Here is a 20,661-nt window from a genome sequence, read left to right on the forward strand (position 1 = left end):
AACTCCTTGTTCATGAATGGCAGGAAAGGTTCAAGGGCTGTTCAAGCACGCAACTGTACCGATGCTCGTGCAGGAAATGGGTCGGCGGCAACACCACGGAACACTCCGTCCGGGCATGGCGGCAACGCGGGTGAAAGGCGCAACCGGCCGGTAAATTCAACGGGCTGGGCGGCTCGCCCGGCAGAAGCTGCGCAGGCAACGGCCGATGCGGGTCGATCTCGGGAATCGCCTCGATCAATGCCGCGGTATACGGATGGCGCGGCGCGCTGAACACCGCTTCCACCGGCCCTTCTTCGACGATCTTGCCCAGGTACATCACCGCCACGCGGTCGCACAGGCGCCGCACGATGGCCAAGTCATGGGCGATAAACAGGATCGCCAGGTTCATGCGCTGCTGCAGTTCCAGCAACAGGTTGATGATCTGGCCCTGAATCGAGACATCCAATGCCGCCACGCACTCATCGGCGATGATCAAGCGCGGCTCCACCGCCAGGGCGCGGGCGATACCGACGCGCTGGCACTGGCCGCCGCTGAGGGAGCCGGGCTTGCGGCTGGCCAGCTCGGGGCGCAGGCCGACCAGCTCGAGCAGTTCATCAACGCGGCGTGGAATCCCGGCCGGTGCGACTTTGCGCTGTACCCGCAGCACTTCGGCAAGGGTTTCGCCCACCGTGTGGCGCGGGTTCAGCGCGGCGTACGGGTCCTGGAAGATCATCGCGGTTTCATGGCGCAAGCGCGCAATGTCAATGGCGCTGCCGTGGGCCATGTCGATGCCATCGAACAACACCTGGCCGGCACTGATCGGGTTGAGGTGCAGGATCGCGCGCCCCAGGGTGCTTTTTCCGCTGCCGGATTCGCCCACCAAACCGAGGGTCTCGCCGGCGGCCAGGTTCAGCGAAACCCCGTTGACCGCCCTCACCCACTGCCGGTTCAGGCCGAACAACCCCGTACCGGATGCGGCAAAGCGCACCTCAAGATCCTTGATCTGCAACAGGCTCACGGACGGCCTCCCAACGGATAGTGACACGCCACTTGCGCGCCTTCGGGCAGCCGCTCGAAGCACAACGCGCCCACCTGCGGGCAACGCGGGTTGAAGCGACAACCGTCCGGCAATGCATCCAGCAAAGGCGGCTGGCCGGGGATGGTGCGCAGCAAGGCGTGGCCGCTGCTGTGGGCCGGCTGGCAATCGATCAGGCCGGCGGTGTAAGGATGCTGCGGATGGGCCAGCAAGTCGTACTTGCTGCCGTGCTCGCACAGGCGCCCGGCATACATCACGGCGATGGAGTCACAGGTCTGCGCCACCACCCCCAGATCATGGGTGATCATGATGATCGACAGGCCACGCTGGTCGCGCAGGTCCAGCAACAAGCGCAGGATTTGCGCCTGCACCGTCACATCCAGAGCGGTGGTCGGCTCATCGGCAATCAATACTTTCGGGTTGCAGCCCAACGCCACGGCGATCATCGCGCGCTGGCGCATGCCGCCGGAAAACTCGTGAGGATAGTTGTCGACCCGCGTCTGGGGATCGGGAATGCCCACCTGACGCAGCACCTCGATAGCTTGCCGGCGGGCGTCTTTTTTCGATGCACCTTGATGCAAGCGGATGCCTTCGCCTATCTGCTCGCCGATACGCATCAAGGGGTCCAGGTGGCTGCTGGGGTTCTGGAAGATCATGCCTAGCTGGCCACCGCGCACGGCACGCATCCCGGCATCGTCCAATGACAACAAGTCCTGCCCGGCCAAGCGCACGCTACCGCCCTGCACACGCAGGCTGGGCGACGGCAGCAACCGCATCAACCCGCGACACGTCAGGGTCTTGCCGGAACCGCTCTCCCCCACCAGGCCGAGGACTTCGCCTTCAGCCAAACCGAAAGACACGCGATCAACCAGCGCGACATCCCGCCCGGCGTTATGCGCGATCACGCTGAGATCCTTGACCTGCAACAGGCTCATGAGCGATCCCCCAACACTTGCGCCACGCCATCGGCCAACAGGCTGAAGCCCATGGCCAGCGTCACAATGGCCAACCCCGGAAAGGTGCAGATCCACCACGCGGTGGTGATAAACGCTTGCCCTTCGGCCACCATCGTCCCCCACTCAGCCGTCGGCGGCTGCACGCCCAGGCCCAGGTAACTCACTGCGGCACCGTTGAGCAGCACCAGCACTGCGTCAGACATGGAAAACACGATCGAACCGAACATTGCGTTGGGCAGCAGGTGCCTGAACAGGATGCGCCCATGGCCGAAGCCCAGGCTCTTGGCGGCCAAGGCAAAGTCGCTTTCCTTGAGTACCAGGATCTGCGAGCGGATCAGCCGCGCATACGACACCCAGCCCACCAGCGCCATGGCGATATAAAAACTCTTCAGGCCCGGGCCGAGGATGGCCATGATCGCCAGCATCAACACCAGGAACGGGAATGCCAGGATCACGTCGATCACGCGCATGCAAACGCTGTCGAAGCGCCCGCCGATATAGCCGGAAACCGCGCCGATGAATGTGCCGATCATGAATGGAAAAATCACCCCGACGACGGCCAATTGCAAGTCGATGCGCGCGCCCCAGATCACCCGTGAAAGGATGTCTCGGCCATAGTTGTCCGTGCCGAACGGATGGGCCAGGCTCGGCGCCAGCAAACTGAGGTCAGTGTGCTGCGCAATCGGGTCATACGGCGCAACCCAGGGTGCGCACAGCGCCAGGGCAAACCAGCCGAACAGTATCAACAGGCCCCACGCCGCAGTCAGCCGACCATTGCGAAAACCAAAACGCAGGCGCACGCGCCACGGAGCGATCAGTGGGCGACTGCTCATTGCATCTTCACTCGCGGGTCGAGGGCCACCGTCACCACATCGGCAAGGAAGTTGACCACCACCGTCGCACAGGCCAGCACCATAGCCACGCCCTGCACCACCATGTAATCGCGGGTAAAGATCCCGCGCACCAACAATTGGCCAATGCCCGGAATCGCAAACAGGCTCTCGATCACCACCGTGCCGCTGATCAGCCAGCCGATGTTGACGGCCAGCAGGTTGACCGCCGGCACCAGCGAATTGGGCAGCACATGCCGGCGAAATACGGCCGCCTCCGACAGTCCACGCGCGCGCGCGGCGGTGACGTGATCGGCCTGCAGCTCCATCAACATGCTCGCCCGCAGGTTGCGTACCAGCACCGCCGACAGCGCCAGTGCGATGGTCAGGCATGGCAGCAGCATATGGTGAGCCTTATCCAGCCAGGTCCGCCCATAGCCGGACACCGGGAACAAGCCCCACTGCACACTCAACAACAGGATCAACATCAAGCCCAGCCAGAATGCCGGCATGCCCAGGCCGACCGTCGTGAACACGCGGATCAGGTTGTCCACCCACCCGCCTTTATTGCGTGCCGCCAGCGTCGCCAGCGGCAGCGCAATCAGCAGCGCCAGCACCACGCTGCCCAGCACCAGTACCAAGGTCGGTTCGATGCGGGTGACGATCAGCTTCAGGGCATCGACCTTGTACAACAACGACTGGCCGAGATCGCCCTTGAGCAGGTTCTTGAGGAAGTAGAAATACTGCAGCCACAGAGGCTGATCAAGACCGTACTGGGCGCGGATTTTCAGCAGCGCATCCGGCGTGCTGCGCGAGCCGAGCAAGGCCCGCGCCGGGTCGCCGGGAATGGAACGCACCAGCACGAAGGTGATCAGGCTGATGCCGAACAACACCGGCAGCAATTGCAGCGGCCGGGAGAGCACAAAGCGATAGCGCGCCAGGTTCATCCGTCAGCCTCGGTGGCGAGCGAGGAAGTCCAGCAACACCGGGAAGTACGCTTGGGGCTCCTCATAAAACGGCATATGGCTGCTGTTGGGAAAAACGTGCAACTCGGCGTGCCTGGCGGCTTGCTTCATGCGCATCGCGCAGGCCGGGGTCAGCTCGTCATGCTGGCCGGTGGTGATCAATATCGGCATCTTGAACTCGGCCATCTCGGGGATGCGGTTCCAGTCCTTGAGATTGCCGATATACAGGAACTCGTTGGGGCCTTGCATGGTTTCGTACGGGCCCATGTTCCAGTCGCCGAGGGAGCGCTTGACCGGCTCGGGCCATTCGTCCAGGCGGCACACGTGGCGGTAGTTGAGCAAGGTGATTGCCGCCTGGTACTGCGGGTGCTCGAGGGTGCCCATGGCTTCGTGGCGCTGCATCATGGCCACGGTTTCGCTGCCCAGAGCACCGCGCAGGCGGTCAAGCTCCAGGGACAGGTGCGGGATGTCGCCGACGGTGTTTTCCAGGATCAGGCTTTTCAGCGCATCGGGGTAGTGAATGGCGTATTCGATGCCCAGCCAGCCGCCCCAGGAATGCCCCAGCAAGTGCACACGGCCCAGACCCAGGGTTTGGCGCACGGTTTCGACTTCTTCCACATAACGGCGGATTTCCCACAGGGAAACATCGGTCGGTCTGGCTGATGCGCCCGTGCCAAGCTGGTCGAATGCAACCACTCGCAGGTTATGGTCCTTGAGCCAGCCATGGGCGTCGCGCAAGTAATCACACGGCAAGCCGGGACCGCCGTTGAGACACAAGAGCACCTCATCGCCGTCCCCAAAGCTGTAGGCCACGAGGTTATGGCCATCGACTTGCACGTTGTACTGCTGGTCGGGGGCAATTTCACGCCACATGCATACATTCCTTGTGTTGTATCGGCCTGGCGGGTAGCGGCCGCTGATCAGGCCAACACTACCGAGGATGCCACGCGGCCATAACCTGGTATTTCTTATAGGTTTGGCCTGGCAGTCCTTCGCCGGGGCGTGGCATTCTACTTGCAGCAAGTCGAGATTCAAATGAATTCGGGAGCAGAACGGATGCTGGCCAAGCTGACCGCCTTCAATAATCGCCTCATGCCGGGCAGGAGCCTGGATGAACAGATGGACAACACTTTCATCCTCGCCCAACAATTGGGCTTCGATGCACTGGTGTATGACTACACCCCGGTGCCCATCGACCTCAATGGCACGCTCATCACCCCCTCGGTGCTGCAACTGCGCAACACGCCCAACGACTGGCAGGCCTTGTGGTGCAGCGAAGGGTTTTACCAGATTGACCCGGTGCAGCATCTGGCACTGAGCACGGTGTCGCCGTTTGTCTGGTCCTACGAGGCAAAAGCCGAGACGGCCTTGCAGAAAATCATCGACCCCTGCCACGCGCCGGTATCGTCCTACCTGCATGAACAGCAACTGACCTGCGGGGTCAGCGTGCCTATCCATTTGCCCCGTGGCGGTTTTGCCTCCCTGACCGGCCTGCGCACCGGAAAGGCACACACGGTGCTGAAGGATGCCCAGCAAACCCTGACGGATTTCAGCCTGATTACCCATGCCCTGCAGGAGGCGGCCTACCCGCTGTTCAGCAAGGAGCTACGCACCTACCCGCACATCCATTTGACCAAGCGTGAACGCGAGTGCCTGAAATGGGCCGCCGACGGCTTGACCGCCGCCGAAATCGCCAAGCAACTGAGCCGCTCATTGGCGGTGGTCACCCTGCACCTGACTTCAGCCATGCACAAATTGGGGGCCAAGAACCGTGTGCAGGCGGTGGTACGCGCCACCCATTACCGCCTGCTCGAAGATTGAGCCGCCGGCAAAAACCTATCTGTTTTGCTAGTTACCTAAATTTTGCGTGCAGACTATCGTGTCCCTGATCCTTTTTTTCACAGCAGGGTACGAAATGGAATTCATCGACAAAGTCCGCGAAGGCTATGCAACCTTTGGCGCCTACCAGACCTGGTATCGCGTCACCGGCGACCTGAGCAGCGGCCGCACTCCCTTGGTGGTCATCCATGGCGGCCCCGGTTGCACCCATGACTATGTCGACGCCTTCAAGGACGTCGCCGCCAGCGGCCACGCGGTCATTCACTACGACCAACTGGGCAATGGCCGCTCCACCCACTTGCCCGACAAAGACCCGTCGTTCTGGACCATCAGCCTGTTCCTCGAGGAGCTGAACAACCTGCTGGACCACCTGCAAATCAGCGATAACTACGCGATCCTCGGCCAATCCTGGGGCGGTATGCTCGGCAGCGAACACGCGATCTTGCAACCCAAGGGCCTGCGTGCCTTTATCCCGGCCAACTCGCCGACCTGCATGCGTACCTGGGTCAGCGAGGCCAACCGCTTGCGCAAATTGTTGCCGGAAGGCGTGCATGAAACCCTGCTCAAGCATGAACAGGCCGGCAGCTACCTGGACCCGGAATATGTGGCCGCTTCGCGGATTTTCTATGACCAGCACGTATGCCGGGTCAACCCATGGCCGGAAGAAGTGGCGCGTACCTTCGCCCAGGTCGATTCAGACCCGACGGTGTACCACGCCATGAGCGGCCCGACCGAGTTTCACGTCATCGGAAGCTTGAAAGACTGGAACGTGATCGGCCGCCTGTCGGCGATCAACGTACCGACGCTGGTGATCTCCGGCCGGCACGACGAGGCCACGCCGCTGGTGGTCAAGCCGTTCCTGGATGAAATCGCAGACGTGCGCTGGGCACTGTTCGAAGATTCCAGCCACATGCCCCACGTGGAAGAACGCCAGGCGTGCATGGGGACCGTGGTGAAGTTCCTGGATGAGGCGTGTTCGGTGCCGCACAACGTACTGAAAGCCAGTTGAGATCCAAATGTGGGAGCGGGCTTTGCCCCCACCCTTGTAGTGAGCGGGCTTGCCTCGCGCTGGGTGGCAAAGCCGCCCCAAAACCAAACACCGCTGTCTTCCTGAAACACCGCAGCGGCAAGGTTTAGGGCGGCTTCGCCCCCCAGCGCGGGGCAAGCCCGCTCACTACATCACACGTTGGTGGCTTCAGGTCTTACGGCCTTCCTGGGGGCATCGGCCACCAACGGAATCTCCTTCCCTTCAGCGTCAAATAACTTGCCGCCACTGAAGTAATCCCCATCGCGCAACGCCGCCACATCGTGGAAGCACAAACTGCGCTCCGTCCCCGCCACGAACACCGATTGCTGGTCCGAGTTGCCGGCGGTGAAGTGGTTGAACGCCAGGTTCAACAAAATCGCCATGATCGCTGACGAACTGATCCCCGAATGGAAAATCGTCGCGAACCAGGCAGGAAAGTGATCGTAGAAACTCGGCGCGGCGATGGGGATCATGCCGAAGCCGATCGAAGTGGCGACGATGATCAGGTTCATGTTGTTGCGATAGTCGACCTTGGACAAGGTGCGAATACCACTGGCCGCCACGGTACCGAAAAGCACAATACCAGCGCCTCCCAGTACCGAGGTCGGCACGGCTGCGATCACCCGCCCCATGAAGGGCAGCAAGCCGAGTACCACCAGGAATACCCCGCCCGTGGCCACCACAAAACGACTTTTCACACCGGTCACCGCCACCAGCCCGACATTCTGTGCGAACGCGCTCTGCGTGAAAGAACCGAAAATCGGCGCGAACATGCTCGACAGCATGTCAGCCCGCAGGCCATTACCGAGACGCTTGGAGTCGACTTTGGTATCGATGATCTCGCCCACGGCGAGGATATCCGCCGAGGTCTCCACCAACGTCACCATGACCACAATGCACATGGAGATGATCGCGGCCACATGGAAAGTCGGTACGCCGAAATGGAAAGGTGCCGGGAAACCGAACATCGGCCCCTGGGTCACCCCGGAAAAATCCGCCATGCCAAGCAATACCGCGATGACGGTGCCGATGACCATCGCCAGCAGGATCGACAGGCGCGAAATGGTCGCACTGCCGATCTTGCTCAGCAGCAGCACCAGAACCAGGGTCAGCGCGGCCAGGCCGATGTTCGCCATGCTGCCGAAATCGGCTGCACGGCTATTGCCGCCCATGGCCCACCGCGCCGCAACGGGCATCAGGGTCAGACCGATGGTGGTGATGACAATGCCCGTCACCAGCGGCGGGAAGAACTTGGTGATCCTTGAGAACACCGGGGTGATCAACAACCCGATAAACGATGCGGCCATCACCGCCCCGAGAATCGCCGGCACGCCACCGGCGCCATCACTGCCAACAATCGCCACCATCGTCGCCACACCGGCGAACGACACACCCTGCACCAGCGGCAGCTGACAACCGAAAAACGGCAGGCCAAGGGTTTGCAACAAGGTCGCCAGACCACCGGCAAACAAGGATGCCGCGATCAGCAGACCGATATCTGCCGGGGATAACCCGGCTGCCTGACCGACGATCAACGGTACCGCGACAATGCCGCCGTACATGGTGAGCACGTGCTGCAGGCCGTAAGCCATGTTGGCGGCGACGCCGAGATTTTCATCTTCCGGCCGCTGCGATGACGCCTTCGGGATAGTCATGGTGAGGGGTTCTCTGTTTTTGTTGTGCGAGCACTGTATGCAATGTTAGGACTGGATGTCCATAGAGTTGTATACAATCAATCGAACAAGATACCCTCCAACGGCGTTACAAAAATAATCCGGCCGTCACGAGCCTGAACGCCACAGGACCTATAACAATGAAAAAAACACTGCAAGGCGCCACCGTTGCCCTCACCCTCCTCGGCGGCGGGGAGGCCGTGGCGTTGGAATGGATGAACAACAGCGTGGGATTTCGCTACGGTGAACACTTCACCAACCCGAACAACCCCGATGATTTCAGCAAGCGCATCTACAGCTTCACCCACGCCAGCGGCTACCAGTACGGCAGCAACTACCTGAATCTCGATGTGTTCCTTTCCGACAGCCGCGATCCACGCAAGGGCACCGACCAGGGTGGCAGTGAGGTGTATGCCGTCTACCGCCACCAGTTGTACGCTTCACGGGTATTCGACGTGCCGCTCGGCACCGGGTTGGTCAAGGACTACGCATTGACCCTGGGCTTCGATGCCAACCGCAACAACAACTTCGCCTCGGCCAGGAAGCGCGCGCTGGTGATCGGCCCGACCTTGAAATTCAACACCGTCGGCGTGCTGGACCTGAGCCTGATGTACTACAAGGAAAGGAACCACACCGGCATCCCCGGCGCGAAAGAATCCAATCACACCTTCGACGATACCTACATGCTCAACCTTGCGTGGATGCGCCCGTTTGAAGTCGCCAGCCACGCGGCCAAATTCCAGGGTTTCATCAATTACGTCGGGGAAAAAGGCGAGGACTACCACGGCCGCGACACCGCCCCGGAAGCCTTGATGCGCACGGCGCTGATGGTGGCGGTGCGGCCGGGCAAAAGCGTCAAGCCAAACCTGTATCTCGGGGTGGGCTACGAGTACTGGTACAACAAATTCGGCGTAGACGGCGGCAGGGGTAGCCGCACATCCACGCCGACGCTGAATATGGAAGTGACGTTCTAACGGAAGGAACCCAGCTCAAGCACTGGCCAATTCCGAATCATCCGTCTTGCGCCGCGCCAGCCAGTAACCCAACACCGCCAGCGGTGCGGTCGCCAGCATCACGATCACGGTAATCAGCAGCGGCTGTTCAAGCATCGACGAGACCAGCAGGCTGCTGAGAAAGCACAGCCCCAATTGCAGGGCGTTTTGCAGGGCTGCCGCCTTGCCGGAATTTTCCGCAAACGGCATCAGCGCATTCGCCACCACGATGGGGTAACTGGCACCGTTGACCAGCGCCATCAGGCAGAACGGAATCAACAGCGTGGTGAGGGTCGGCCCCGTCAACGTAGCGACCAGGTACAACGCCGCCATGCTGATGCAATAGGCCAGCAGCAACCAGGGCAGCAGGGTTTTACCCTGGTAACGCTGCAGTGCACTGCGGCAGCTGTAGCCACCGATCAGAAACGCCAAGGTCGGCAGCACATAGCTCAGGCCAATGTCATTCGGGCTATAGCCCATGCCGCCAAGGATGAAGGGGGAAGCGGTCAGCCAGGCGAAGAAACTGGCGGAACACGCGGCGAAGATCATCACGTTGCCGGTGAACACACGGGAGGTCAGCAGTTGGCCGTAGCCAAGGCGTGAAGGCTCACCCTGCCCTGTCTGATGTGTCGGCATCTTGCGCAGGAACAGCGTCGGCAGCAGCAACAACAGCGACACCCCCAGCAAGACCCCGAAGATCGCCTGCCAGCCAAAGTGATTCAGCACCACGGCCCCCAACAAGGGCGCCAGGGCCGGCGACAGCGACATCAGCGGCATGATGCTGGCGAACACACGGTGAGCCTGGTCAGCCGGATAGCGGTCGATCACCAGGGCCTGCCAACTCACGGCGGCGGAACACACGCCAATCGCCTGGATAAAGCGTAATGCCAGCAACTGCGGCGCGGTCTCGACCCAGAACATGCCCAGGCAGCCCAACACAAACAGGCCAAGGCCCGTGAGCAGGATGGGCTTGCGCCCCAGGCGGTCAGACAACGGCCCCCACAGCAATTGCCCCACGGCAAAACCGGCGAGGAAAATACTCAAGCTGGCGCCCACGGCCCCCGCACCAATCTGCAACTGCTCGCCCATGGCGCCGAACGCCGGCAAATACATATCCATGGCGAGATAACCGAGCATGCTCAGCCCCGCCAGATACCCAGTAAAACCCAACGAATTTTTCATCGAAACCTTTAAGAACTTGCCATCAAACTATTTGTTGACCGGCGTCCATTATGAAGCTGACAGTTTTGCTGTGAAGCGATAATAATTGGACACTCATATCAATATTTTTGAAGGCAATTCCCATGTGGTCCGAATACTCCCTGGATGTCGTCGATGCTGTGGCACGCCATGGCAGCTTCAGCGCCGCCGCCCAGGAATTGCACCGCGTACCGTCGGCCATCAGCTACACGGTGCGTCAGATTGAAGAGTGGCTGGCGGTGCCGCTGTTTGTGCGACGCCATCGCGATGTCGAACTGACCCCGGCTGGTCGGCTGTTCATCGACGAAGCTCGTGGTGTGATGAAAAAAATGCTCGGCACCCGGCGTCTGTGCCAGCAAGTGGCGAATGGCTGGAGCGGCCAGTTGAAAGTCGCCGTGGACTCCATCGTCAAACCCCAGCGCTGCCGTCAATTGGTGCTGGACTTTTACCGGCAGTTTCCCGAGGTGGAATTGCTGTTGGAGTACGAAGTGTATAACGGCGTGTGGGACGCCCTGGCCGATGAACGCACCGACATTGTGATCGGCGCCACTAGTGCGGTGCCGGTGGCCAGCCACTTCACCTTTCGCGACATGGGCTTGTTGAACTGGTTGTGCGTGGCCAGCGCCAGGCACCCGTTGGCGGCGATTGAGGGCTTGCTCAGTGACGATCAATTGCGCCCGTTCGCCTCACTGTGCATGACCGACACTTCGCGCAACCTGCCCAAGCGCGACACCTGGACCCTGGATAACCAACGGCGCCTGGTGGTCCCCAACTGGGCCTCGGCGCTCGATTGCCTGCGTGACGGCCTGTGCGTGGGCATGGCGCCGGCGCATCAGGTATTGCCGTGGATCGAACGCGGCGAACTGGTCGCGCTGCAACTGCGCCGACCGTTCCCGGCCAGCCCATCGTGCGTGGCCTGGGCCCAGAACAAACTGTCGCCGGCCATGGCGTGGCTGCTGGAGTACCTGGGCGATACCGAGACCCTGAACCAGGAGTGGCTCAACGGGCACGACCTTTGAAGAGGGCGACGGTCCCCTGTGGGAGGGGGCTTGCTCCCGATAGCAGTGCTTCAGTCGACACACAAGCTGAATGACCCACCGCTATCGGGAGCAAGCCCCCTCCCACAGGCCGATGGTATTTCAAGCCAACAGGCGGCTGATCGCCCGCACGATCATATCGACCTCCTTGCCCGCCAGGGTCAATGGCGGCAACAGGCGGATGATCTTGCCCCGCGTCACGTTGATCAACAGCCCATGTTCCTGGGCGGCGCGCTGGGCCAGGTCGCGATAAGGGCGAGCCAGTTCGATACCAATCATCAAGCCCTGCCCGCGAATGGCCAGCACCTGCGGGTGTTCGCTCAACTCCACCCGCAGCCGCGCCAACAAGCGTTCGCCCTGTTGCGCGGCGTTCTGCAGCAAGCCTTGCTCTTCAATAATATCCAGCACGGTGCAGCCCACACGGCAGGCCAACGGGTTCCCCCCAAAGGTACTGCCATGGCTGCCCGGGGTGAACAACTGAGCCACGGCGGCACGCGCCAGGCAAGCACCGATGGGCACGCCGTTGCCCAGGCCTTTGGCCAGGGTCATCACGTCCGGGGTAATGCCTTCATGCTGGAAGGCAAACCAGGTGCCGGTACGGCCGATGCCAGTCTGGATTTCATCGAGCATCATCAGCCAACCCTGGCGCGTGCAGTGCTCACGCAGGGCTTTCAGGTAGCCGCGCGGGGCAGGCATTACGCCGCTTTCGCCCTGGATCGGCTCCAGCAAGACGGCCGAGATACGCGGGCCGAACTGTTGAGTAAGCGCTTCCAGGGCCGCCATGTCGCCAAAGCCCACTTTGAGAAAATCCCCCGGCAAGCGCTGGAAACCCAAGCGCACCGATGGCCCATCGCTGGCCGCCATGGTGCCGAGGGTACGCCCATGAAAGGCGTTTTCCATCACCACCACCAACGGCTGCTCTATGCCCTTTTTCCAGCCATGCAGCCGCGCCAGCTTCAGCGCCGTCTCGTTGGCTTCGGCGCCGGAGTTGTTGAAGAATGCACGGTCCAGGCCGGACAACTGGGCCAGGCGCCGCGCCAGCTGTTGTTGCCAGTCGATGCTGTAGAGGTTGGAGGTGTGCAGCAACAAACCGGCTTGTTCACGGATGGCCGTCACCAGTTTCGGGTGGGAGTGCCCGACATTGGTCACCGCCACACCGGCCACCGCATCCAGGTATTCACGGCCCTGCTGGTCCCACAGGCGCGTGCCCAGGCCACGGGTGAAACTCAGGGCCAAGGGTTGGTAAGTGTCCATCAGGCAGGCGGCGGTCATGGTGGCAGGCTCCAGTGCATCATTGTGATGGATGCAGTATCGTTAGCCACTCATGCTGGATAAACTGTGCAATCGTGCAAGGACTTTAAATCAGGGCTTGATAATGGATCTGTTCCAGGCAATGACGGTGTACGTGAAGGTGGTGGAGGCCGGCAGCATGACCGCCGCCGCCCACGCCTGCGGCATGTCGACCACCATGGTCGGCAACCACTTGCGCGCCCTGGAACAAAGGCTGGGGGTTAGCCTGCTCAAACGCACCACGCGCAAACAGAGCCTCACGGAATTCGGCGGGCAGTATTACCAGCGTTGCCTGGAAGTGCTCGGGCTGGTGGCTGACTCGGAGCAGTGGGCGGAACAAGCCCATAGCGACGTCCCCAAAGGCACCTTGCGCATCACCGCCCCCCCGGTGTTCGGCACCGAACGACTGTCGCCGGCCTTGAGCGAGTTTTCCCAACGCTACCCGCTGATCAACCTGTACGTGGTCCTGAACAATCAACGGATGGACCTGGTCGACAGCGGTTTCGACGTGGCGATTCGCCTGGGCGAGCTGGAACCCTCAAGCCTGATCGCCAGGCCCATGCGCGACTACACCCTGACCCTCTGTGCCTCACCCATTTACCTGGCGCGACGCGGTACGCCGCGGGTGCCCGAGGACCTGCGACAGCACGATTGCCTGGCGTTCGCCTACCCCTCGACCGACGACTGGCGCAATGCCGACAAGCTATGGCGAATGACCGGCCAGGAAGGCGAAGTGGAAGTTGCCGTGTCCGGCTCGCTGACGATCAACAGCTCCCAAGGCCTGCACCAGGCGGCGGTCCAGGGCATGGGCATCGTGATGCTGCCTGATGCCCTCGTACAACCCGACCTGCAGGCCGGAAAACTGGTGGCGCTGTTGACCGACTATCAACTGCCCTGCCGCCCCATGCACCTGCTTTACCGCCAGGATCGCTATCGCCTGCCCAAACTGCGCGCGTTCGTCGACTTCGTCATGGAAAAGTGGGCGCGCTAGAACGCCACACCCAACTCACGCAGACGCGCAGCCGTGCGCTCGGCCGACACGTGGTGAATGCCCTGCCAGCCGAGTGCAACAGCCGCCTCGGCATTGCCGGCGACATCATCGATAAACACCACTTCGCCTGGCTGGATATCCGGCAGATGCGCACGCACCTGGTCCAGGCTGGCGTGATAGATCGCCGCATCCGGCTTGATCTGCTTCAACTCGCCTGACACCAGGTACAAACCGGGGACATCGTTTACATTTCTAACCGGGGACATGGTTTACAGGCTATCACGCATGATCAGGAGGTAACTGATCATGCCCTGGAACCAAGAGTCCCCTATGAACCAACGAATCAAGCTGGTCGTCGACTGGCTTTCTGGCGATTACACAAAAAGCCAGCTGGCACGCCGCTTCAACGTTAGTCGGCCGACCGTGGATAAATGGATTTCTCGGCATGTTGACGGCGATTTAAAGTCGTTGGCCGAGCTTTCCCGGCGTCCCCATCACAGCCCAAACAAAACTGACGACGAGATATTGGCCCGCATCGTGGCAATGAAAGACGCTCACGATAAATGGGGGCCGAAGAAGATTATCGAGCTATTACGAATCGATGACCCTTGCACCGCCTGGCCCTCTCCAAGTACGGCAGGTCAATGGCTTGAACGGCTCGGGTTAGTCAGTAAACGGCGCTTCAAGCGCCGACACGGCACCTCTCACAGAGAAATGCGAGAAGCAAACGAACCCAATAAGACGTGGTGTGCTGACTACAAAGGGCAATTCAAGATGCTCGACGCACAGATGTGCTTCCCTTTGACCGTTACAGACCACGCCTCCCGCATGATTTTGGCGTGCAGGGCCCATCCCAAGATCATGACCAAGCCTGTAAAACAGGCCTTTGAGAGGCTTTTTCAGGAATATGGAATGCCGGACGTCATTCGTACTGACAACGGTGTTCCCTTCGCCTCTCCGGGCTTGGCAAGAATGTCCACCTTGGCAGTTTGGTGGATCCGATTAGGTATCTATCCGGAACGAACGATGCCGGGAAGACCCGCCCAGAATGGTCGCCATGAGCGAATGCACCGTAGCTTGAAACTTGAGTTGCCGTTAGGGAAAAACTTGATAGAGCAGCAGCTTTTGCTGGAGCACTTCAGGCATGAGTTCAATTACGTGCGGCCTCATGAAGCACTCGGTATGAAACGTCCTGGAGAGCTGTATGTGCCATCTAGTCGACCCTATCCCGGCCGTTTGCCGGATTTGGAATACCCGGCGGAAATGTTGGTTCGAAGCGTCAGGCAGAACGGTTCGATAATGTGGAAGGGCAAGCTGGTATTTGTTAGCGAAGCGCTAGCTGGAGAGCGAATAGGGCTGAAAGAGACTGAAGATGATGCCTGGGATCTTTACCTGTGTGACTATCCCTTGGGGAGGCTTGGACGGGGAATGACTCGCGTCCAAGCTTCAAATGTGTAAACGATGTCCCCGGTTTCAGATGTAAACGATGTCTACGGTTCTACACCACGATGTCGCGAAAACGTTGCAGGAACGGGTAGTTGGCGCGCGCATACGGGAAGGTTTCGGCGGACCAGTTGGTAAGCCCGAACAACGGCATGCCGGCTGCATGCAGCGCTTCGAGAATCGCCACGCCTTCCGGCAGCGGGCCGCGCAACATCTCGTGCCAGCGATCGTAGTAGGCCTGGATCAGGGGTTCATGTTGAGGGTATTGGCTGATCAGGCTGCGGGTGCCCTCCGCCAGGGTACGACCAGCGTCTTGCTCGGTGTTCCAGGCTTGGGTGCAGATGTTGTCGAGAAACCATTGCCGTTCTTGATCGTCGGCAATCAGCTTGCGGTACAGATGCAGCGGGCTCCAGTCGAACAGGACACCGCCAAAATCAAAAACGACTGCACGAATCGTCATCAGATCCTCCGTTAGCGTGGCTTGATAGCCGTAGGAGTCTGGCAGATTGTGAGCAAGGGGGGGAGCGCGAGCGAAGGTAGGAAACTTCCAATTTCAGACAAGGAAAAGCGGGAGGGGTACGCCCCCTCCCGCTTTCAGACTGCGTCTCAGGCTTGAATCAGGCCATTGATCTTCACAGTCGGGTTCACGTCGGCTTCGTAATCCACGCCGTCGATTTCAAAGCCGAACAAGCGCAGGAATTCCGCCTTGTAGCCGGCAAAATCGCTGATCTCGTTGACGTTTTCATCAGTGACCTGGTTCCACAGGGCCGCCACGGCGTCCTGGACTTTCGGTTCCAGCTCGGCCAGGTCGGCGCGCAGGCGGCCGTCGGCGTCCAGCTTAGGCTCTTTGCCGTACAGGCTGTCCTTGAACAGGCCATAGACCTGCTCGATGCACCCTTCGTGAGTGCCCTGCTCTTTCATCACTTTGAACAGCAGCGACAGGTACAGCGGCATGATCGGGATGGCCGAGCTGGCCTGGGTGACCACGGCCTTGAGTACCGACACACGGGCGTCGCCCTTCAGCGCAGCGAGGTTGTCACGCAGGGTCAGGACTTTCTTGTCCAGGTCTTTCTTGGCTTCGCCGATAGAGCCGTTCCAGTAGATGTCCTGGGTCAGCTTCTCACCGAGGTAAGTGAAGGCCGTGGTCTTGGCGCCTTCGGCCAGCACATCGGCGTCACGCAGGGCGTCGATCCACAGCTGCCAGTCTTCGCCGCCCATGACTTTCACGGTGCCGTCGATTTCTTCCTGAGTGGCAGGCTCAAGGGTGGTGTCGACGACAACGCCTTTGTCGGTGTTGATCCCGCGCAGGGTCACTGCCTTGCCGATGGGCTTGAGGGTGGAGTTGTGCACCACGCCTTGCGGGTCGGTACGGCGTGGCGCGGCCAGGCTGTAGACCACCAGGTCGATCTTGCCCAGGTCTTTCTTGATGGTTTCGATGGTCAGGCGCTTGATCTCGTCGGAGAACGCGTCGCCGTTGATGCTCTTGGCGTACAGGCCTTTTTCGACGGCAAACTTCTCGAACGCGGCGCTGTTGTACCAGCCGGCGGAGCTCAACTTGCCGTCTTCGCCTTCTTTCTCAAAAAACACGCCCAGGGTGGCGGCGCCGCAACCAAACGCAGCACTGATACGCGCGGCCAGGCCGTAACCGGTGGAGGAGCCGAGGACCAGCACCTTTTTTGGGCCGCCTTCAATGGTGCCGTGCTGGGTTACGTAGTCGATCTGCTGTTTGACGTTCGCTTCACAGCCAACAGGATGAGCGGTCACACAGATAAAGCCACGAACCCGCGGTTTGATGATCATAAAAATTCTGCCTCTTCCAAGGTGCCGAAGGCCAATGGTGGCCATTCAACTTCAATCGTACCGGTCTATGACGTCCGAAAAACCGAAGCGTCACGATAGACGCAAATCTTCTGTTCTCAAAATTCAATGCATAAAGGCCAGCGCACTTGTAAAAAAATGTACCGGGGCTTCACAAATTCGCAATATTTAAACCGCCAGGCGCCGCTATAAAGTCCTATCATGACGGATTGTTTCGTTTTGTTTCGGGTCCGGAGCCATGTTTCATGAGTAAAAGTGCTGTTCGCAAAAAGCTGGTATCAGTTGCCTGGGTGCTTGGCGTTCTGCTGTTTATCTACTGTTTCCCGCGCACCAGCCTGGTATTCCTGCTGCTGGTGGTGTTCTGCGGCCTGTACGATTTCCTGCGCAACGGCCTGTATGACCGCGACACCATCAAGAAGTATTTCATCGGCAACGGCCGCAATACGTGGATATTGGCCCCGTTCAACACCTTGTTCGACCTGTTGAGCAGCCGCAACCGCCACGTCTACACCATGCGCGACCTGCCGCCGGCCTGGCGTGAGGACCTGCAGCAGGTGATCGATGACGCCATGGCCAACAAGGATGAAATCATCAGCTATCTGGATGAGCGCATGGCCGAGAAGAAACGCGGCATGTTGTTCTTCCAATGGTACGGCCGACCGATCGAAACCACCCTGGATATCCCGCAGTTGCGCAAGAAACTGCCATTTGTGAAGACCATCGGCGTCTCGGTATTCAACGAGAACCGCTCGACCTCCTTCCACTTCGGCCCCCTGCGCATGATGTTCCGCGTGCTCTACAACATGGCACCGGCACCGCACCATGAAGGCGTCTACATCCAGGTGGGCAAGCACAAGCACTACTGGCACGACGACCCGCTGTTTATTTTCGATGACACGCTGATGCATGCGTCCTTCAACAAAAACGATGCAAAACGCTACTGCCTGTTCATCGACATCGTGCGGCCGACCCCGCTGCCGGGCGTGCTCAACGCCGTGATCTCGGGCTTTGCCGGCCTGGTCTTCACCCTGCGTCGGGTTTTCTACAAAAACTGGAAGCTGATTCAGTAAGTTCTGCGGCATGATGGTGCCGGACGGTGTTTGCGCCCAGCCTGTGAGGCGGCCAGAATAACTGTCCAGTGCGACCGAATTCGGGCGCCCACCATTCTCAGGCCATCGCCGCTCCCGTGGCAGGCGATGGCTGTGCTTTCAAGGAATCAGAATGCCCCAACGTCAAGTCATCAATGCCTCCGTCAGCCCCAAGGGCAGCCTCGAAACCCTGTCCCAACGTGAAGTGCAACAACTGAGTGAAGCCGGCACCGGCAGCATCTACACCCTGTTCCGCCAATGCGCCCTGGCCATCCTCAACACCGGCGCGCATATCGACAACGCCAAGACCATCCTCGACGCCTACAAAGACTTTGAAGTGCGCATCCACCAGCAGGATCGCGGCGTGCGCCTGGAGCTGCTGAATGCACCGGCCGACGCATTCGTTGATGGCGAAATGATCGCCAGCACCCGTGAGATGCTGTTCAGCGCCCTGCGTGACATCATCTACACCGAGAACGAGCTGGACAGCCAGCGCATCGACCTGAGCAACTCCCAAGGCATCACCGATTACGTATTCCACCTGCTACGCAACGCCCGTACGCTGCGCGCCGGGGTCGAACCGAAGATCGTGGTGTGCTGGGGCGGCCACTCCATCAACACCGAAGAATACAAATACACCAAGAAAGTCGGGCACGAACTGGGCCTGCGCAGCCTTGACGTGTGCACCGGCTGCGGCCCCGGCGTAATGAAAGGCCCGATGAAAGGCGCGACCATTTCCCACGCCAAGCAACGCATCATCAACGGCCGTTACCTGGGCCTGACCGAGCCCGGCATCATCGCCGCCGAAGCGCCGAACCCGATCGTCAACGAGCTGGTGATCCTGCCGGACATCGAAAAACGCCTGGAAGCCTTCGTGCGCGTCGGCCACGGCATCATCATCTTCCCGGGCGGCGCCGGTACGGCCGAAGAGTTCCTGTACCTGCTGGGCATCCTGATGCACCCGGACAACCAGGACCTGCCGTTCCCGGTGATCCTCACCGGGCCGAAACACGCCGCGCCCTACCTGGAACAATTGCACGCGTTCGTCGGTGCCACCCTCGGCGAGGCGGCGCAGAAGCACTACCAGATCATCATCGACAACCCAGCCGAAGTGGCACGGCAGATGACCGCCGGCCTCAAGGCCGTGAAGCAGTTCCGCCGCGAACGCAACGACGCGTTCCACTTCAACTGGCTGCTGAAGATCGACGAAGGCTTCCAGCGCCCGTTCGACCCGACCCACGCCAACATGGCCAGCCTGCAACTGAGCCACGCGCTGCCGCCGCATGAACTGGCCGCCAACCTGCGCCGCGCGTTTTCCGGGATCGTGGCCGGCAACGTCAAGGACAAAGGCATCCGCCTGATCGAACAGAACGGTCCTTACGAGATCCATGGTGACCCGGCCATCATGAAACCGCTGGATGAGCTGTTGAAGGCATTCGTAGCCCAACACCGCATGAAACTACCGGGTGGCGCGGCGTATGTGCCGTGTTATCGCGTGGTTCAATAAAAAGCTGGCTGAGTAATCCGCGCAGCATCGCCACACCCTTGATTTCCACCCGCGGGCCGGGGTGCGCCAGTTCGGCCACCCCGGCCGTGGTCCAGGGCGCAATGCCCGCGTGGGAAAAGGCGGTCGGTCATATGCTGTATCTCTTTGCAGGCGTTTTCGGGCGTGTCGACCGAATAAATCGGGCTATGGTTTTTTAACTGTCCCGATCAACTCACACCAGCAGAGCACCTATGGACCAACGGATCTTGTCCTCCATAATTCCTTACCCTAAGGTAAGGAGCATAACGATGGAGATATTCAATATGGCAACCGCCACACTGACCTCAAAAGGGCAAATCACCATTCCGGTCCAGGTCAGAACAGCCCTGGGGCTGGAAACCGGAGACCGCGTAGAGTTCGTCGAAATGGAAGACGGCCGGTTTTCCATTATTGCCGCCAGCAAAACCGTACACGACCTCAAGGGCCTGGTCCGCAAACCTGCCAAGGCGGTCTCGATCGAAGAAATGAACCGCGCCATCGCCACGCAAGGAGCAAAAGCCGGATGATCGGCCTGGATACCAATGTGCTGGTGCGCTACGTCACCCAGGATGACCCCGTGCAATCCCCCAAGGCATGCGAGTTGATCGAATCGCTCACCACGCTTTCGCCAGGCTTTGTCGGCCTGGTGTCAGTAGTGGAATTGGTGTGGGTTTTACAAAGCTGCTACCAATGCACCAAAAGTGAATTGGTGACGGTTCTGGAGACGCTGTTGCGCACCCGCGAATTGATCATCGAACAGGCGGAAATCGTTTGGCAGGCACTGCGGCGATTCACCGCGAGCAAGGCCGATTTTGCCGACTGCCTGATCGAGCGCTGCGCCCATTCGGCAGGGTGTGAATACACCGCTACATTTGATCTGGATGCAGCCAAGGCCACCGGGATGAAACGCCTGAACTGAGCCATCGCGTTGCGGTAGCGCCCAGGCTTTGGTAAAACCGCGTTCAGACCTGA

The 20,661-nt window shown here is 60.2% G+C and carries 19 protein-coding genes and 2 pseudogenes; 10 read left to right on the top strand and 11 right to left on the bottom strand.

Annotated elements, in window-relative coordinates; all coding sequences use genetic code 11:
* Positions 1 to 10: 10 nt before the first annotated feature.
* Genes MJP36_RS22190 through MJP36_RS22210 form a run of 5 tightly spaced genes read right to left on the bottom strand, consistent with a single transcriptional unit; the run spans position 11 to position 4,639 of the window.
* Positions 11 to 997: an ABC transporter ATP-binding protein gene (locus tag MJP36_RS22190; protein WP_244384007.1), complete on the bottom strand. Its 987-nt coding sequence runs from the start codon at positions 995 to 997 to the stop codon at positions 11 to 13.
* Complete coding sequence (locus MJP36_RS22195) at positions 994 to 1,950, bottom strand: ABC transporter ATP-binding protein (RefSeq protein WP_244384008.1); 957 nt, start codon at positions 1,948 to 1,950, stop codon at positions 994 to 996. Before MJP36_RS22195 ends, MJP36_RS22190 begins: the two co-directional genes overlap by 4 nt.
* Positions 1,947 to 2,804 (bottom strand): ABC transporter permease, encoded by an 858-nt coding sequence (locus MJP36_RS22200; RefSeq protein WP_244384009.1) that lies wholly within the window; start codon positions 2,802 to 2,804, stop codon positions 1,947 to 1,949. Before MJP36_RS22200 ends, MJP36_RS22195 begins: the two co-directional genes overlap by 4 nt.
* Positions 2,801 to 3,748 carry an ABC transporter permease gene (locus MJP36_RS22205; RefSeq protein ID WP_090366104.1) on the bottom strand — a complete coding sequence of 316 codons (948 nt, stop codon included), beginning with the start codon at positions 3,746 to 3,748 and terminating at the stop codon, positions 2,801 to 2,803. The genes MJP36_RS22200 and MJP36_RS22205 overlap by 4 nt, the downstream gene beginning before the upstream one ends.
* Positions 3,749 to 3,751: 3 nt before the next feature.
* Positions 3,752 to 4,639 carry a proline iminopeptidase-family hydrolase gene (locus MJP36_RS22210; protein ID WP_060753196.1) on the bottom strand — a complete coding sequence of 296 codons (888 nt, stop codon included), beginning with the start codon at positions 4,637 to 4,639 and terminating at the stop codon, positions 3,752 to 3,754.
* Between the two features lie 183 nt (positions 4,640 to 4,822).
* Between MJP36_RS22210 and MJP36_RS22215 the strand changes: the two genes are divergently transcribed.
* The gene (locus MJP36_RS22215; RefSeq protein WP_104995858.1) at positions 4,823 to 5,587 is read left to right on the top strand and encodes a LuxR family transcriptional regulator; all 765 of its coding nucleotides are present in this window, start codon (positions 4,823 to 4,825) and stop codon (positions 5,585 to 5,587) included.
* Positions 5,588 to 5,681: 94 nt separating this feature from the next.
* Positions 5,682 to 6,614 carry a proline iminopeptidase-family hydrolase gene (locus MJP36_RS22220; RefSeq protein ID WP_244384010.1) on the top strand — a complete coding sequence of 311 codons (933 nt, stop codon included), beginning with the start codon at positions 5,682 to 5,684 and terminating at the stop codon, positions 6,612 to 6,614.
* A 170-nt stretch (positions 6,615 to 6,784) separates the two neighbouring features.
* Here the strand turns inward: MJP36_RS22220 and MJP36_RS22225 are convergent, their stop codons facing one another.
* On the bottom strand, positions 6,785 to 8,287 hold the full coding sequence (locus MJP36_RS22225) for a nucleobase:cation symporter-2 family protein (RefSeq protein ID WP_244384011.1): 1,503 nt from the start codon (positions 8,285 to 8,287) through the stop codon (positions 6,785 to 6,787).
* Between the two features lie 158 nt (positions 8,288 to 8,445).
* Between MJP36_RS22225 and MJP36_RS22230 the strand changes: the two genes are divergently transcribed.
* On the top strand, positions 8,446 to 9,279 hold the full coding sequence (locus tag MJP36_RS22230) for a nucleoside-binding protein (RefSeq protein ID WP_161548800.1): 834 nt from the start codon (positions 8,446 to 8,448) through the stop codon (positions 9,277 to 9,279).
* A 15-nt stretch (positions 9,280 to 9,294) separates the two neighbouring features.
* Here the strand turns inward: MJP36_RS22230 and punC are convergent, their stop codons facing one another.
* Positions 9,295 to 10,479: a purine nucleoside transporter PunC gene (gene punC / locus MJP36_RS22235; protein WP_244384012.1), complete on the bottom strand. Its 1,185-nt coding sequence runs from the start codon at positions 10,477 to 10,479 to the stop codon at positions 9,295 to 9,297.
* Between the two features lie 122 nt (positions 10,480 to 10,601).
* Here punC and punR point away from each other — a divergent pair, with 122 nt between their 5' ends.
* Positions 10,602 to 11,516, top strand: a complete 915-nt coding sequence (gene punR / locus MJP36_RS22240) for a DNA-binding transcriptional activator PunR (RefSeq protein WP_244384013.1) — start codon at positions 10,602 to 10,604, stop codon at positions 11,514 to 11,516.
* 120 nt (positions 11,517 to 11,636) lie between these two features.
* Here the strand turns inward: punR and MJP36_RS22245 are convergent, their stop codons facing one another.
* Positions 11,637 to 12,806 carry an aspartate aminotransferase family protein gene (locus tag MJP36_RS22245; protein ID WP_244384014.1) on the bottom strand — a complete coding sequence of 390 codons (1,170 nt, stop codon included), beginning with the start codon at positions 12,804 to 12,806 and terminating at the stop codon, positions 11,637 to 11,639.
* 103 nt (positions 12,807 to 12,909) lie between these two features.
* Between MJP36_RS22245 and MJP36_RS22250 the strand changes: the two genes are divergently transcribed.
* Positions 12,910 to 13,815, top strand: coding sequence for a LysR family transcriptional regulator (locus tag MJP36_RS22250; RefSeq protein WP_161548796.1), 906 nt, complete (start codon positions 12,910 to 12,912; stop codon positions 13,813 to 13,815).
* Here MJP36_RS22250 and MJP36_RS22255 read toward each other — a convergent pair.
* Positions 13,812 to 14,039 (bottom strand): annotated as a pseudogene (locus MJP36_RS22255) (HAD-IA family hydrolase); the annotation flags it as partial. The gene MJP36_RS22250 and the pseudogene MJP36_RS22255 overlap by 4 nt on opposite strands.
* A gap of 82 nt (positions 14,040 to 14,121) precedes the next feature.
* On the opposite strand from MJP36_RS22255, the gene MJP36_RS22260 reads away from it, so the two are divergent.
* A complete protein-coding gene (locus MJP36_RS22260; RefSeq protein ID WP_060753173.1) occupies positions 14,122 to 15,273 on the top strand; it encodes an integrase core domain-containing protein in 1,152 nt (383 codons plus the stop codon).
* A 43-nt stretch (positions 15,274 to 15,316) separates the two neighbouring features.
* Here the strand turns inward: MJP36_RS22260 and MJP36_RS22265 are convergent.
* Together MJP36_RS22265 and fabV are read right to left on the bottom strand one after the other, a co-directional pair.
* Positions 15,317 to 15,718 (bottom strand): annotated as a pseudogene (locus MJP36_RS22265) (HAD family hydrolase); the annotation flags it as partial.
* Positions 15,719 to 15,864: 146 nt separating this feature from the next.
* Positions 15,865 to 17,058: an enoyl-ACP reductase FabV gene (fabV, locus tag MJP36_RS22270; protein WP_244384015.1), complete on the bottom strand. Its 1,194-nt coding sequence runs from the start codon at positions 17,056 to 17,058 to the stop codon at positions 15,865 to 15,867.
* Positions 17,059 to 17,321: 263 nt separating this feature from the next.
* Here fabV and MJP36_RS22275 point away from each other — a divergent pair, with 263 nt between their 5' ends.
* The 4 genes from MJP36_RS22275 (at position 17,322) to MJP36_RS22290 (ending at position 20,608) form a co-directional block, all read left to right on the top strand.
* Positions 17,322 to 18,146 (top strand): aspartyl/asparaginyl beta-hydroxylase domain-containing protein, encoded by an 825-nt coding sequence (locus MJP36_RS22275; protein ID WP_060753185.1) that lies wholly within the window; start codon positions 17,322 to 17,324, stop codon positions 18,144 to 18,146.
* 151 nt (positions 18,147 to 18,297) lie between these two features.
* Complete coding sequence (gene ppnN, locus MJP36_RS22280) at positions 18,298 to 19,671, top strand: nucleotide 5'-monophosphate nucleosidase PpnN (RefSeq protein WP_060753184.1); 1,374 nt, start codon at positions 18,298 to 18,300, stop codon at positions 19,669 to 19,671.
* 287 nt (positions 19,672 to 19,958) lie between these two features.
* The gene (locus MJP36_RS22285; RefSeq protein WP_060753183.1) at positions 19,959 to 20,216 is read left to right on the top strand and encodes an AbrB/MazE/SpoVT family DNA-binding domain-containing protein; all 258 of its coding nucleotides are present in this window, start codon (positions 19,959 to 19,961) and stop codon (positions 20,214 to 20,216) included.
* On the top strand, positions 20,213 to 20,608 hold the full coding sequence (locus tag MJP36_RS22290; protein ID WP_244384016.1) for a PIN domain-containing protein: 396 nt from the start codon (positions 20,213 to 20,215) through the stop codon (positions 20,606 to 20,608). The genes MJP36_RS22285 and MJP36_RS22290 overlap by 4 nt, the downstream gene beginning before the upstream one ends.
* Positions 20,609 to 20,661 lie beyond the last annotated feature (53 nt).

Source organism: Pseudomonas palleroniana, assembly GCF_022836895.1.
GTDB classification, from domain to species: Bacteria; Pseudomonadota; Gammaproteobacteria; order Pseudomonadales; family Pseudomonadaceae; genus Aquipseudomonas; species Aquipseudomonas palleroniana.